At 71.3% G+C, this 13,141-nt stretch carries 14 protein-coding genes; 7 read left to right on the top strand and 7 right to left on the bottom strand.

Annotated features, from left to right (window positions below):
* Positions 1–4 precede the first annotated feature (4 nt).
* Both ABZ016_RS08485 and ABZ016_RS08480 read left to right on the top strand, forming a co-directional pair.
* Positions 5–1,006, top strand: a complete 1,002-nt coding sequence (locus ABZ016_RS08485) for a proline racemase family protein (protein ID WP_356915770.1) — start codon at positions 5–7, stop codon at positions 1,004–1,006.
* Positions 1,007–1,060: 54 nt separating this feature from the next.
* Entirely contained in the window at positions 1,061–1,732 is a 672-nt protein-coding gene (locus ABZ016_RS08480; RefSeq protein WP_356915769.1) for a GntR family transcriptional regulator, read from the top strand.
* A gap of 7 nt (positions 1,733–1,739) precedes the next feature.
* Here the strand turns inward: ABZ016_RS08480 and ABZ016_RS08475 are convergent, their stop codons facing one another.
* From ABZ016_RS08475 to ABZ016_RS08465, 3 genes are read right to left on the bottom strand one after another with little or no spacing between them, the layout of a single operon-like run.
* Complete coding sequence (locus tag ABZ016_RS08475) at positions 1,740–2,675, bottom strand: PDR/VanB family oxidoreductase (protein WP_356915768.1); 936 nt, start codon at positions 2,673–2,675, stop codon at positions 1,740–1,742.
* Positions 2,672–2,866, bottom strand: a complete 195-nt coding sequence (locus ABZ016_RS08470) for a hypothetical protein (RefSeq protein ID WP_356915767.1) — start codon at positions 2,864–2,866, stop codon at positions 2,672–2,674. The genes ABZ016_RS08475 and ABZ016_RS08470 overlap by 4 nt, the downstream gene beginning before the upstream one ends.
* Entirely contained in the window at positions 2,863–3,933 is a 1,071-nt protein-coding gene (locus tag ABZ016_RS08465; RefSeq protein WP_356915766.1) for an aromatic ring-hydroxylating dioxygenase subunit alpha, read from the bottom strand. The genes ABZ016_RS08470 and ABZ016_RS08465 overlap by 4 nt, the downstream gene beginning before the upstream one ends.
* A gap of 195 nt (positions 3,934–4,128) precedes the next feature.
* Between ABZ016_RS08465 and ABZ016_RS08460 the strand changes: the two genes are divergently transcribed.
* The 3 genes from ABZ016_RS08460 (at position 4,129) to ABZ016_RS08450 (ending at position 5,803) form a co-directional block, all read left to right on the top strand.
* Positions 4,129–4,353, top strand: coding sequence for a LysM domain-containing protein (locus tag ABZ016_RS08460; protein ID WP_356915765.1), 225 nt, complete (start codon positions 4,129–4,131; stop codon positions 4,351–4,353).
* A complete protein-coding gene (locus tag ABZ016_RS08455; protein WP_356915764.1) occupies positions 4,350–4,562 on the top strand; it encodes a peptidoglycan-binding protein in 213 nt (70 codons plus the stop codon). Before ABZ016_RS08460 ends, ABZ016_RS08455 begins: the two co-directional genes overlap by 4 nt.
* A gap of 176 nt (positions 4,563–4,738) precedes the next feature.
* A complete protein-coding gene (locus tag ABZ016_RS08450) occupies positions 4,739–5,803 on the top strand; it encodes a hypothetical protein (protein ID WP_356915763.1) in 1,065 nt (354 codons plus the stop codon).
* Here ABZ016_RS08450 and ABZ016_RS08445 read toward each other — a convergent pair.
* Complete coding sequence (locus tag ABZ016_RS08445; RefSeq protein ID WP_356915762.1) at positions 5,782–7,065, bottom strand: MFS transporter; 1,284 nt, start codon at positions 7,063–7,065, stop codon at positions 5,782–5,784. The genes ABZ016_RS08450 and ABZ016_RS08445 overlap by 22 nt on opposite strands.
* A gap of 169 nt (positions 7,066–7,234) precedes the next feature.
* On the opposite strand from ABZ016_RS08445, the gene ABZ016_RS08440 reads away from it, so the two are divergent.
* Positions 7,235–9,286, top strand: a complete 2,052-nt coding sequence (locus ABZ016_RS08440) for a phosphocholine-specific phospholipase C (RefSeq protein ID WP_356915761.1) — start codon at positions 7,235–7,237, stop codon at positions 9,284–9,286.
* Here the strand turns inward: ABZ016_RS08440 and ABZ016_RS08435 are convergent.
* Entirely contained in the window at positions 9,276–10,223 is a 948-nt protein-coding gene (locus ABZ016_RS08435; protein ID WP_356915760.1) for a hypothetical protein, read from the bottom strand. The genes ABZ016_RS08440 and ABZ016_RS08435 overlap by 11 nt on opposite strands.
* Positions 10,220–11,023, bottom strand: a complete 804-nt coding sequence (locus tag ABZ016_RS08430) for a phosphatase PAP2 family protein (RefSeq protein WP_356915759.1) — start codon at positions 11,021–11,023, stop codon at positions 10,220–10,222. The genes ABZ016_RS08435 and ABZ016_RS08430 overlap by 4 nt, the downstream gene beginning before the upstream one ends.
* A 164-nt stretch (positions 11,024–11,187) precedes the next feature.
* Here ABZ016_RS08430 and ABZ016_RS08425 point away from each other — a divergent pair, with 164 nt between their 5' ends.
* Positions 11,188–11,796, top strand: a complete 609-nt coding sequence (locus ABZ016_RS08425) for a TetR/AcrR family transcriptional regulator (RefSeq protein ID WP_356915758.1) — start codon at positions 11,188–11,190, stop codon at positions 11,794–11,796.
* 156 nt (positions 11,797–11,952) lie between these two features.
* Here ABZ016_RS08425 and ABZ016_RS08420 read toward each other — a convergent pair whose 3' ends face one another.
* A complete protein-coding gene (locus ABZ016_RS08420) occupies positions 11,953–13,107 on the bottom strand; it encodes a hypothetical protein (RefSeq protein ID WP_356915941.1) in 1,155 nt (384 codons plus the stop codon).
* Positions 13,108–13,141: the final 34 nt, after the last annotated feature.

Raw genomic sequence — 13,141 nt, 5'->3', positions numbered from 1 at the left:
GACCATGCGCAGCGGACTCGTCCTGCACGCCGTCGACTCGCACACCGAGGGCATGCCGACCCGGGTGATCACCGGCGGCATCGGCACCATCCCCGGGTCCACCATGAACGAGCGGCGGCTGTACTTCCGTGACCACCGCGACGACATCAAGCAGTTGCTGATGAACGAGCCGCGCGGGCACTCCGCCATGAGCGGCGCGATCCTGCAGCCGCCGACCCGGCCCGACTGCGACTGGGGCGTCGTCTACATCGAGGTCTCCGGCTGTCTGCCGATGTGCGGGCACGGCACGATCGGCGTCGCGACCGTGCTCGTCGAGACCGGCATGGTCGAGGTCGTCGAGCCGGTCACCACCATCCGTCTCGACACCCCGGCGGGTCCGGTCGTCGCCGAGGTGGCGGTCGAGGGCGGCGCGGCGAAGGCGGTGACCCTCCGGAACGTGCCTTCCTTCGCCGTCGGCCTCGACCGCAAGGCGACCCTCGCCGACGGGCGGACGGTGACGTACGACCTCGCCTTCGGCGGCAACTTCTACGCCATCGCGCCGCTTGAGGAGTTCGGCCTGCCCTTCGACCGGTCCCGCAAGGACGACATCCTCCAGGCCGGCCTGTCCCTCATGGCCGCCGTCAACGCCGAGGAGCAGCCCGTCCACCCGGAGGACCCGTCCATCCACGGCCTGCACCACGTCTACCTGGCCGCTCCCGGCTCCACCGCCCGCCACTCCCGCCACGCCATGGCCATCCACCCCGGCTGGTTCGACCGCTCGCCCTGCGGCACGGGCACCAGTGCCCGCATGGCACAGTTGCACGCGCGCGGCGAGCTCCCGCTGCACACCGAGTTCGTGAACGAGTCCTTCATCGGCACCCGCTTCACCGGCAGACTGCTCGGCACCACCGAGGTGGCCGGCCGCCCGGCCGTGCTGCCCAGCTTCACCGGACGAGCCTGGATCACCGGCACCGCCCAGTACCTGCTGGACCCCGAGGACCCGTTCCCGGCTGGGTTCGTCCTGTAAGCCGCACACGAGCAGGCCGCACACGAGCAGAACACGAGAGGATCCCCGACCGCCATGGCCCCGCAGCACACCCCCGCCCTGCCGGTGCTGGGAAGCAGGAAACCCAGCCACCGGGAGCGGGTCGCCGACGCGCTGCGGGTCGCGCTGATCGCCGGTGAACTGCGCCCGGGCGAGGTCTATTCGGCCCCCGGCCTCGCCGCCCGCTTCGGTGTCTCCGCCACCCCGGTGCGCGAGGCCATGCTCGACCTCGCCAAGGAGGGCCTGGTCGACACCGTGCCCAACAAGGGCTTCCGGGTCACCGCCGTCTCCGAGCGGCAACTCGACGAGTACACCCACATCCGGGCGCTGATAGAGATCCCCACGACGGCGGCCCTCGCCCGCACGGCCGACCCGGTGGCGCTGGAGGCGCTCCGCCCGGTCGCCCAGGAGATCGTCACCTCCGCCGCGGCCGGTGACCTCATCGCCTACGTCGAAGCCGACCTGCGCTTCCACCTGGGTCTGCTGGCCCTCGCCGGCAACGACCATCTCGTCGACGTCGTCCGCGATCTCCGGCGCCGCTCCCGGCTGTACGGGCTGACGGCGCTGGTGGAACAGGGACGGCTGGAGGCGTCGGCGGAGGAACACCTGGAGATCCTGGACGCGTTGCTCGCCCGCGACGAGGCGGCCGTACGGGACGTGATGACCCGGCACCTCGGGCATGTCCGGGGTCTGTGGGCGGCACCCTGACCCACCGTCACAGGTCCAGCACCAGCCGCTTCCCGCGGCAGCGGGAGACACAGATCAGCATGGTCTCGCCCGCCGCGCGTTCCTCGTCGGTGAGCACCGAGTCACGGTGGTCCGGTTCACCGTCCAGCACGTCCGTCTCACAGGTTCCGCAGGTGCCCTCGGTGCAGGAGTAGAGCACCTCGACCCCCGTGGCGCGCACGGCGTCGAGCACGGACACGTCCGGCGGGACGGTCACCGTCCTGCCGCTCCTCGCCAGTTCCACCTCGAACTCCGTGGCGTCACCGGCCTCCTGTTCCCTGGGCTTGAAACGCTCGACCCGCAGCACCCCGGACGGGCACCGCTCCTCGACCGCGTCCAGCAGCGGCCCGGGGCCGCAGCAGTAGACGAGCGTGCCGTCGGGGACGTCGTCCAGTACGGAAGGGAGGTCCAGCAGCCCCGTCTCGTCCTCGGGCGCGATCGTCACCCGGTCCCCGTACCGGCCGAGTTCCTCCTCGAAGGCCATCGACCGGCGCGTTCGCCCGCCGTACAGCAGCGTCCATTCGGCACCCGCCGCGTCGGCCGCCGCCAGCATCGGCAGGATCGGGGTGATGCCGATGCCGCCCGCGACGAAGCGGTAGCGGGGGGCGGGTTCCAGGCCGAAGTTGTTCCGGGGCCCGCGCACCCGGACCTTGTCGCCCGGCCCCACCTGCTCGTGGACATGGGCCGAGCCGCCCCGCCCGTCCGGCTCGCGCAGCACCGCGATCCGCCAGGCGGACCGGTCCGCCGGGTCACCGCACAGCGAGTACTGCCGCTCCAGCCCGGGGCCGAGCACGACGTCGATGTGGGCACCCGGCTCCCAGACCGGGAGCTCCTCACCCAGCGGGTGGCGCAGCGTGAGGGCCAGCACTCCGTCGGCTGCGAACTCCCGCCGCTCGACGACGAGTTCCTCTTCGTACGCGCTCATGAACCGTTCCCTCGCGACTCGTCGACCGAGTGCCCCCGCGGATGGGCGAGCATCCACTCCCACATCTCGACCGGGTCCTGCGCGGTGTGCTCACGGCCGCAGTGGCAGGTGCCGTGCAGGAGGTCGGTGCCGGGCAGCCAGTCGATGCGGTAGATCTCGCGCGGCCCTGCCGCCGAGGGGAGCCTCGTCACTGGACCTTCTCCACCGGCTTGGCGCCCTGCTCCACCAGCCGGGCGAGGATACGGCGGGCGGCCAGACCGCCGGTGTCGATGTTGATGCTCAGCTCCTGGTAGCCGGTGCGTTCGGTGCCGAGCGTCTTCTGGAGCAGGTTGAGGGCGGTCACGTCCTGCATCACGACCGTGTGATTGTTGCCCCGCAGGAACTCGGTGACCTCGGCGTCGTCCGTCGCCCAGTCCCGCGAGACCGCCCAGAAGTCGTACACCTCGCCGTCGCCGGAGGGCGTGATCGCGTACGTGATCTCGGTGTGGAAGCCGTTCGGGTCGCTGCCGTCCGCCTCGGGCAGCACGCCGACCGGGGCGATACGGCTGTGCAGCAGGTACAGGCAGGGGGCGTGGTACTCGATGTCCTGCCAGCGCGTGATCCGCCCCTGGATACCGGTCGACCTGGCGTAGAACGGCGGGCACTCGGCGTCGTCCATGTGCCGGCTCACCCGGACGATCCCGGCGCCTTCGTCGACCTCGGTCGTGATCGGTGTCTCGGCGACCTCGGGAGTGCCGATGTACCCGCCGTGCAGATACGTCTCGTGGGACAGGTCCAGGAGGTTGTCGACGAGCAGGCCGTAGTCGCAGTCGATCGGCTCCATGCCGCGCACCGTGACCCAGCCGGGGGAGTCGAGGTGCCTGGCCCGCGGGATGCCCTGCGGATCGGCCAGCGCCGGATCGCCGATCCACACCCAGACCAACGAGTCCTGCTCCACGACGGGGTAGGAGGCGACCCGGGCCGTGCGCGGCACCCGTTTCTGCCCCGGCACGTACACGCACGTACCGGTCGTGTCGTACGTGAACCCGTGGTACCCGCACACGATCCTGTCTCCGTCGAGGCGGGTCGGGGCCTCGGACAGCGGGTACCGGCGGTGCACACACCGGTCGTGCAGGACGACCGGAGTGCCCTCCTCCTCGGTCCGGTAGAGCACGAGCGTCTCACCGAGGATCGTCCGTCCGAGCAACTCCCGCCCGACCTCGTGACTGTAGGCGGCGACGTACCACTGGTTCCTGGCGAAGGCGGTGGTGTGAGGCATGGCGTTCCCGTCCCTGAGAGCGGGGCGCCGTCGCCCCGCGGCCGTGGTCGCACTCAGGTTCCTGACGGCGGCGGCCGGCGCGCAAGGCGGCTTCTGTCAGGCGGAAGGGCTTCCAAGCCGTTTCCGCATCAAAAAGTGAAACTGAAACGGAATTCTGGACTTTGTTGTCGCGGGGGATTGTTTTAGCCTGGATGCATGGAAAAGACAACAACGCAGTTCTACGTAGTGAAACGCGGTGACAACCTCACCAAGATCGCGCGCATGTTCCACCGGACACTGGATCAGATTCTGGAGTGGAACCCGCAGATCACGAATCCCGATCTCATTCACCCCGGTGACCGCATACGCGTGGCCCCGCCCCCGGAAGAGGAGGGTGAGTACGCCCCTTTCCAGGAGCAGACTTCTTCCGACCGTCGATGATCAGCCCGCTGATCGAAGCCATGGGCTACCGTCTCATCGAGGAGAACTGCTCGATGTACCCCGGCGACCCCGATCAGAGGTGGAGCCCGGCCGACCAGAAGTCGTACGCCGAGTGGCAGTACAAGCTCGGATACCGTGGTGCCGACGCTGACGGCATTCCGGGCCCGACGTCCTGGAAAAAGCTGCATGTGCCCGCAGTTTACGAATGACCAGAACAGAAAGCCGGTCGGCCCGTACGCACAGCCGGATCACAGGCCTGCGTAACGGGCCGCCCCGGTCTGCGTGGCGTGCACGAGCGAAAACGCGGATCGCGTATCTCGAGGCGCAGCTGGAACACCAAAGTCTCAGGCCCTGCCCGGAAGAACGCGCGACGCTCGTCGAGGGAATGCGGGGGCATCTCGAAAGGGCGCGCATCGCTGCCGAGGAGAAATTCGGCTGGCGCCGTCCGTGGTCGGGTTCCGCTGCCCGCGAGGGCGTCTCGTCCAACCTCCGCAGTGCGGAGGTACTGCTGCTTCAGCTGGTGTCCGACGAGGAGGCCGCGGGCCGCGCCAGCGAGGTCATGGCGCTCGTCAAGCGGCATCTGGACATCGACGACCCCCGGCGGGTCAGACTCGCCCAGCGGATCCGGCCCATCATCTCCGGCGGCATGACGCCCGGCGACCGGGACCTCATGACCCGGGCGCTCGACGCCGCGTACAACGCCCTGGACGACGAACTGGCCCGGGTGCGCAGCCTGCGCAACATCCTGTGGACCGCGACGTTCGTCGTGCTGCTCGGTGTCGCGGGCCTCGCCCTCTACGGCTGGTACTCGCCCGGCTCGCTCAGCCTGTGCTTCACCCCCCAGAACGGTCCCGAGGCCGCGGACCGGATCACCGTCGTCTGCCCCACCGCGGAATATCACAACGTGCCGGCGGGCACCGACGCCAGCCGCCTGGCCAAGCCGACGGACGTCCTCACCGTCGAGATCGCCGGACTCGCCGGCGCCGCGCTCACCGTCATCGCCTCACTGCGCCGCATCCGGGGCACCGACGCCCCCTACATGCTGCCCCTCGCGTCCGCGGTGCTGAAGTTCCCCACGGGCGCGCTGACGGCCTTCCTCGGGCTGCTGCTGATCAGGGGCGCCTTCGTCCCCGGGCTGAGCGATCTCGACAGCAGGGCGCAGGTCCTCGGCTGGGCCGCGGCCTTCGGCGCCGCCCAGTACCTGGTGACCCGGCTCGTGGACGACCGCGCCCAGGAGACGTTGTCGGAGGTGGGCAGGCCCACCGAGGCCATCACCGACCCCGAGCGGGCCGCCGTCAAGGAGAGCCCGGCGCCGGGAGAGCCCGGGGCACCCGGATCACCGGCCGGGTTCCAGGACGGATCGGGACCGCACGAGCCGAGCGGCACGGTCGAGGGGGACGGTGAGCCGGGCCCCGACGGGGCGCCCGCTCACCGCCGCAGCGGCGCGTGAGCCGTCTCCGGCAGCCGCAGATACACCAGCGACGACAACAGGCAGAGCACCGCGACGTACCACGGGAACAGCCCCGAGTGCCCCAGCTCCTTGAACAGTGTGCCGACGTACGGGGCCGTCCCGCCGAACAGCGCCACCGTCAGCGAGTACGGGAAGCCGATGCCGGCCGCGCGCACCCGGGGCGGGAACACCTCCGCGTTCACGGCCGCGCTGATCGAGGTGAACCCGGTGAGCAGCACCATGCCCCCGCACTGCACCAGCAGCAGCACCGCGAACGAGTCGCGCAGGGCATGCAGCAGCGGCACCGAGAGCAGCGCGAAGCCCAGACCGAAGAAGAGCAGCAGGGGGCGACGGCCGAAGCGGTCCGAGAGCAGGCCGCCGAGCGGTTGCAGCAGGGCGAAGAAGGCCAGTGAGATGGTGCCCGCGAGCAGCGCGTCCGACTTCTCGATGCCGGCGTTGAGCTCGGCGTACGTCGGCAGGTACGACGTCCATGTGTAGTAGGCGATGGTGCCGCCCGCCGTGATGCCGCAGATGAGGAGCGACTCGCGCGGGTGCCGGCGCAGCGCCTCGAACAGGCCCGGGCGCGGGGCCTGCTGCTGTTCTGCGCTGCGGGTCTCCTGCGCGCCCTGCCGGATCCAGAAGCCGACCAGGCTCAGCACGGCCCCGAACACGAACGGGACCCGCCAGCCCCAGCTGTCCATCTGCCCGGCGCTCAGCGTGTCCACCAGCAGCGTGGCGATGCCGGAGGCGACGAGCTGCCCGATGGTCGTCGACACGTACTGGAAGCTGGAGAACAGCCCACGCCGGCCGGGTGCCGCCGACTCGACCAGGAAGGTCGTCGAGGCCGCGAACTCGCCGCCCACGGACAGGCCCTGGAGCAGCCGGGCGAAGACCAGGACCACGGGCGCCAGCACGCCCACCGCCGCGTACGTCGGGGTCAGCCCCACCAGCAGGCTGCTGCCGCCCATCAGCAGGATGGTGACCGTCAGCGCGGCCCGTCGCCCGTGCCGGTCCGCGACCGCGCCCATCACCAGCCCGCCGACCGGGCGCATGAAGAAGCCCACCGCGAACACCGCGAAGGTCGACAGCAGCGGCACCAGCGAGTTGTCCGCGCTCTTGGGGAAGACCTGGTCGGCGATGAAGGTCGCCAGGAACGTGTAGGCGTACCAGTCGTACCACTCCACGGCGTTGCCCACAGAGGCGGCGAGGAGCTGGCGGACGGGCCGTTTCGTCGGCGGGGAAACCGTCTGCGTCTCTGTCACGCCCCTCACCCTCCCCTGCCGGCGCCCCGGCACACCTTCCGTACCGGCGACTTTCACACGAGTGTCACGCGCCCCTTCCTTGGCGTTTGGTGTCCCTGAAACACTCCTTCCGCGCAGATTCCGTCACGTTCCGGCCATCCCGCACCTCAGGATGAGAGGTCTGTCCTACATGTCCGAAGTAAACCGGCGCCGCTTTCTTCAACTCGCGGGGGCCACCACGGCCTTCAGCGCTCTGTCCGCCAGCATCCAGCGCGCCGCCGCGCTCCCGGCGAACCACCGCACCGGGTCGATCGAGGACGTCGAGCACATCGTCGTCCTGATGCAGGAGAACCGTTCCTTCGACCACTACTTCGGCACCCTGAGAGGGGTCCGCGGCTTCGGCGACCCCCGCCCGGTCACCCTCGGCAACGGCAAGCCGGTCTGGCACCAGGAGAAGGACGGCAAGGAGATCCTGCCGTTCCACCCGGACGCCGACGACCTCGGCATGCAGTTCCTGGAGGGCCTGCCGCACTCCTGGCCCGACGGCCACCAGGCCTACCGCGGCGGCAAGTACGACCGGTGGGTGCCCGCCAAGGGCACCACGACCATGGCGTACCTCACCCGTGAGGACATCCCCTTCCACTACGCCCTCGCCGACGCCTTCACCGTCTGCGACGCCTACCACTGCTCGTTCATCGGCTCCACGGACCCGAACCGCTACTACATGTGGTCCGGGTGCACGGGCAACGACGGCACCGGCGGCGGTCCGGTCCTCGGCAACGACGAGCTCGGCTACGGCTGGACGACCTACCCCGAGCGCCTGGAGCAGGCGGGCATCTCCTGGAAGGTCTACCAGGACATCGGCGACGGCCTCGACGCCAAGGGCTCCTGGGGCTGGATCGAGGACGCCTACCGCGGCAACTACGGCGACAACTCGCTGCTCTACTTCAACAAGTACCGTGACGCGAAGCCCGGCGACCCCTGGTACGACAAGGCCCGCACCGGCACGAACGCCAAGGCCGGCGACGGTTACTTCGATGTGCTGAAGGCGGACGTGAAGGCCGGCAAGCTGCCGCAGATCTCCTGGATCGCCGCCCCCGAGGCCTTCTCCGAGCACTCCAACTGGCCCTCGAACTACGGCGCCTGGTACATCGCGCAGGTCCTCGACGCGCTCACCTCCAACCCGGAGGTCTGGTCGAAGACCGCCCTGTTCATCACCTATGACGAGAACGACGGCTTCTTCGACCACGTGGTGCCGCCGCTGCCCCCGAAGGACGCCTCCCGAGGGCTGTCCACCGTCGACGTCTCCCTCGACCTCTTCCCCGGCGACGGCAAGAACACGGCCGGCCCCTACGGCCTCGGCCCCCGCGTGCCGATGCTGGTCGTCTCGCCGTGGAGCAAGGGCGGCTACGTCTGCTCGGAGACCCTCGACCACACCTCGATCCTGCGGTTCATGGAGCGCCGCTTCGGCGTGCGCGAGACCAACATCTCGCCGTGGCGACGGGCCGTCTGCGGTGACCTGACGGCCGCGTTCGACTTCTCCCGCAAGGACGCGCGTCCGGCCCCGCTGCCGGGTACCGACGAGTACCAGCCGCAGGACCGAGAGCGCCACCCGGACTACAAGCCGACTCCGCCCGCCGACCCGCGCATGCCCCGCCAGGAGCGCGGCCTGCGCCGCTCCCGGCCCCTGAAGTACGCCCCGCACGTGGACGCCTCGGTCGACGCGGCGGCCGGGAAGCTCACCCTCACCTTCGCCTCGGGGGCGAAGGCGGGCGGTGCCTTCCACATCACTTCCGGCAACCGCACCGACGGCCCCTGGATGTACACCACCGAGGCCGGCAAGTCGCTCTCCGACACCTGGAACTCAGCGTACTCCGGGGGCTCGTACGACCTGACCGTGCACGGTCCGAACGGCTTCGTGCGCGTCTTCAAGGGCTCGAACGGGACGGCCGGCTGCGAGGTCACCGCACGCCACACCGGCGACGACATCGAACTGACCTTCACCAACCAGGGATCCGGCACGGCCCGGCTGAAGCTCTCCGACGGCTACGGCGGCCGGCCCTCGACCGTGACCGTCCGCCCGGGCGCGCGGATACGGCGAACCGTCGACCTCGCCCGCGGCCGCCGCTGGTACGACCTGACCGTCACCGCCGAGGGCGACAAGGCGTTCCTGCGGCGGTTCGCGGGGCACGTCGAGAACGGGCAGCCGGGGGTGAGCGACCCGGCGATCATCACCGCGTAACGGGAGTGAGGTGCCCCGGATCGTGCGGCCGGGGCACCAGCGCCGGTTCGACCGCCGCCGACCCGGGTTCCAGGGCCAGGACGGCGGCCACCGGATGGTCGTCGTCCACCGCTTCCGGGGCGGGTGCCGTCCGGCTGAGCAGCACCACGCCCCAGGACGCGAGGCCCGCCCCGGCGAGCGCGAGCAGCACGCCCGCCGGGCCGCCCTGGAGACGCTCCCCCAGTAGCGACAGACCGATCACGGCCGCGGCCAGCGGGTTGGCCAGCGTCACCATGGCGAGCGGGGCGCCCAGACCGCCCCGGTACGCCGTCTGCGACAGCAGCAGCCCGCCGGCCGCGAAGGCCGCCACGAGCAGCGCCACCCCGACCACCTGGACACTCAGCAGCGGACCGGACCGGTCCGTCGCGGCCACCGTCACGGTCTGCGTGAGCGCCGACCCGACCCCGGAGGCGACCCCCGACGCGGTCGCGTGCCGCAGCCCGGGGCGGGCGCCCGGCCGGGACAGCACCCCGATGAGCGCCGCGGTGGCGCCCGCGACCGCCAGCGCCTCGGGCACGCTCAGCACGTCGTCCGGTGCCGGACCGGACGCGGTGACCAGGATCGCGCCCAGGCCCAGCAGCGTCAGCGCGGTGCCCTGCCACTCGACCGCGCGCACCCGCCGTCCGGCGATCCGCGCCCCCAGGGGCACCGCCGCGACCAGAGTGAGCGCGCCGAGCGGCTGGACCACGGTCAGCGGACCGTACCGGAGCGCCACGACGTGCAGCAGGGCGGCCGACGCGTTCAGCCCGACCGACCACCACCAGGCTCCGCTCGTCAGCAGCCGGAGCGTGCCCGAGCCGGGGGAGCGGGCGGCGAGCCGCTCCTGGGCGACCGCCGCGGCCGCGTAGGCGACGGCGGAGACGAGGGACAGGGCGACGGCGACGAGCACGGCGTTCATCGGCCGGCCCCCACGAGCGTCTGCTCCTCGGCCGGAGCCGGCACGAGCCTGTCCTGCGCGCGACCGGCCGTGCTCGCCGTGCGGTGCGGCAGGTCGACGGCCGCGAGCGCGAGGCCGAGCAGGGCCGTCGCCACGATCGCGTCCAGCCAGTAGTGGTTCGCGGTGCCGACGATCACCAGCAGTGTCAGCAGCGGATGGGCCAGCCACAGCCAGCGCCACCGCGAGCGGGTCGCGACGATCAGGCCGATCGCCACCATCAGAGCCCAGCCGAAGTGCAGCGACGGCATCGCCGCGAACTGGTTCGACAGGGAGTCGGTCGCGGGATCGCCGTACACCGACGGCCCGTAGACCCGCGCGGTGTCCACCAGACCGGTCAAGGCCAGCATGCGCGGCGGCGCGAGCGGGAACAGCAGATGCAGCACCAGTGCGGCTGCCGTGACGACGGCCAGGACCCGGCGGGCCCACACGTAGTGGGCCGGCCGGCGCAGGTAGAGCCAGACCAGGAAGGCGACGGTGGCGGGGAAGTGGACGGTGGCGTAATAGGTGTTCGCGACGTGCGCGAGGCCGTCGCCGTGCAGGAGCAGGGACTGCACCGCGCCCTCGCGGGGCAGATGGACCGCTCGTTCGAGGTCCCACACGCGGTGCGCGTTGCGGAAGGCCTCGCCGGTGTGTCCCGTGGCCAGCTGCCGGCCGAACTTGTAGACGAGGAAGAGCCCTGCGACGAGCAGGAACTCCCGGACGAGCGGCGGTCGCGCTATCGCGTCGGACCCCGCCGGCGCAGGCTCGGTGCGGGCATTCATCCCCCGGCCCCTTCGGTGACGGTGCTGTTATCGGTACGAGTGCGTACCGATACGTCAGTGTACCGATACGGTTCCGTACCGGTACACTGACGTATCGATAGACGTACGACACACCGCGGACCGGGAATTTCCCGGGCCGCCGACGAAAACCGGGAGCACCGCCCATGACGTCGCAGGCTGCGGACCGACCCGAGCCGGTCGGTTCCTCGCGCCGCTCCAAGATCACGCCCGAGCGTGAGCGGGAGTTCTTCGACGCCGTGCTGGAACAGCTCCGGGAGTGCGGGTACGACTCCGTCACCATGGAGGGGATCGCCGCCAGCACCCGGTGCAGCAAGTCCACGCTCTACCGTCAGTGGAAGACCAAGCCCCAGTTCGTGGCGGCGGCGTTGCGCTCGCACCGGCGGGTACGCCGCGTCGACACCGGCTCGCTCGCCGGGGACCTGCGCGAGGCCGCGCGGGCGGCGGGAGAGCTGTCCGGCCGGGACACCCCGCTGCTCCAGGCGCTCGCCCACGCCGCGACGCAGGACCCGGAGCTGCGGTGCGCGCTGCGTGAGGCGCTGATCGAGCCGGAGATCGCCGCGCTGAAGGAGATCATCCGGCGGGGTGTCGAGCGCGGAGAGGTGCCCGCGGATCATCCGGCGCTGGAGTACATCCCGGCGCAGATGTTCGGCATCCTGCGCATCCGGCCCGTCCTGGAGGGGGAGTACGCCGACCCGGACTACCTGGTCCGGTTCGTCGACGCCGCGGTGCTGCCCGCACTCGGCCTGACATGAGACTCGGGCCGCCGTCCCCCGGATGACCGGACGGTGACCCGACCGCGCCGACCCGTGGGGACGGGGGCGGCGCGCACCCCCCGGCCGGGTGGGGTGCCCCTGTGAGCGGCGGGGGCGCCCCACCCGGCCGACCGCTGTCCGGCGGGTCGTTCGTCGTCAGACGTCCTGGCCGTTGCCGTTGCCCGTCGACACCTTGATGCCCTTGGCGATGTCGTCGAGGACGGCTTCCTTCTGGTCGGCGTCGACGCCGAACCTGACGATCACCATCTGCTTCGCGTTCGCGGGGGAGGGGAACGCGAGTGACTCCACGATGCCGTCGGCACCCTTGCTGGTGACGGCCTTCCAGCGCACCAGGTAGCCCTTCTGCCCGGCCACGGTCACGGCCTTGGAGTCCAGCACGTCGTGCGAGGTGATCCCGCCGTAGGACTTGCCGCCGTACGACTCCTCGGCGTTCGCCGCGATGTCCGCCTTCGCGACCTCCTCGGCGGTGCCGCCCTTGGTGCCGAGCAGCAGGGCCGGTGCCGAGTAGGCGCCGCCCTTCGTGCAGGTCGCGGAGGTGTCGCCGGGGCACTTGTAGGAGTCGTCGGACGTCACCTGCGCACCGGCCCTGATCTCCTGGCCGTACCAGCCCTTGGGGATCGGCAGGCTGATCCCGGAGACCGCGTCGGTCACCGAGCCGCTCCTGATCTTCGGCGGCTCGGACTGCTGCGGCGACGGGCTCTGGCCACCGGACCCACCGGAACCACCGGACCCGCCGGAGCCTCCCGAGCCGCCAGGTCCGCCGAACGGCCCGCCCTGGCCTCCGGTTCCGCCCGGGCCGCCCGGGCCGCCGGGGCCCTGCGAAGTGGCCGAACCGCCGCCTCCGCCACCGTTGTCCGTCAGGGCGTACACGCCGACGCCGATGCTGGCGAGGACCACGACGGCCGCGCCCACGGCCGCCCCGATCCGCAGCCGCCGGCCCCGGCCGGCCGGAGGTGCGGGGGGATACGCGGGGTACCCGGCCGCACCGGGATACCCGGCAACGCCCTGGTGTGCGGCGGGGTCTGGCTGTCCAGTGCTGCCTGGGTATCCGGCGGGGCCAGGATGTCCGGGTGTGCCCGTGTATGCGGCGGGACCGGGGTGTCCGAGGGCGCCCGGGTGCCCGGCGGGGCCCTGCTGTCCGACGACGCCCGGATGTCCGGTTGGATCCGGTTGACCGGCAATATCCGGTTGTGCGGCGGTGTCTGGCTGCCCGGCAGCGGCCGTATGCCCGGCAGTGTCCGGCTGCCCGGCAGTACTCGGATGGTCCGCAGGCACCGAATTCTCGGCGATGCCCGGATGTTCGGTGGTGTCCGAAAGGCCGGTC

Origin of the sequence: Streptomyces sp. NPDC006372 (assembly GCF_040612515.1) — a bacterium.
Classification (GTDB): domain Bacteria; phylum Actinomycetota; class Actinomycetes; order Streptomycetales; family Streptomycetaceae; genus Streptomyces.
This window is presented reverse-complemented; position numbering and strand designations above follow the sequence as displayed.

Coding starts and splice junctions, on each gene's coding strand:
- ABZ016_RS08485 (WP_356915770.1), top strand. CDS start 5: ATGCGCAGCGGACTCGTCCTGCACGCCGTCGACTCGCACACCGAGGGC.
- ABZ016_RS08480 (WP_356915769.1), top strand. CDS start 1,061: ATGGCCCCGCAGCACACCCCCGCCCTGCCGGTGCTGGGAAGCAGGAAA.
- ABZ016_RS08475 (WP_356915768.1), bottom strand. CDS start 2,675: ATGAGCGCGTACGAAGAGGAACTCGTCGTCGAGCGGCGGGAGTTCGCA.
- ABZ016_RS08465 (WP_356915766.1), bottom strand. CDS start 3,933: ATGCCTCACACCACCGCCTTCGCCAGGAACCAGTGGTACGTCGCCGCC.
- ABZ016_RS08460 (WP_356915765.1), top strand. CDS start 4,129: ATGGAAAAGACAACAACGCAGTTCTACGTAGTGAAACGCGGTGACAAC.
- ABZ016_RS08455 (WP_356915764.1), top strand. CDS start 4,350: ATGATCAGCCCGCTGATCGAAGCCATGGGCTACCGTCTCATCGAGGAG.
- ABZ016_RS08450 (WP_356915763.1), top strand. CDS start 4,739: ATGCGGGGGCATCTCGAAAGGGCGCGCATCGCTGCCGAGGAGAAATTC.
- ABZ016_RS08440 (WP_356915761.1), top strand. CDS start 7,235: ATGTCCGAAGTAAACCGGCGCCGCTTTCTTCAACTCGCGGGGGCCACC.
- ABZ016_RS08435 (WP_356915760.1), bottom strand. CDS start 10,223: ATGAACGCCGTGCTCGTCGCCGTCGCCCTGTCCCTCGTCTCCGCCGTC.
- ABZ016_RS08430 (WP_356915759.1), bottom strand. CDS start 11,023: ATGAATGCCCGCACCGAGCCTGCGCCGGCGGGGTCCGACGCGATAGCG.
- ABZ016_RS08425 (WP_356915758.1), top strand. CDS start 11,188: ATGACGTCGCAGGCTGCGGACCGACCCGAGCCGGTCGGTTCCTCGCGC.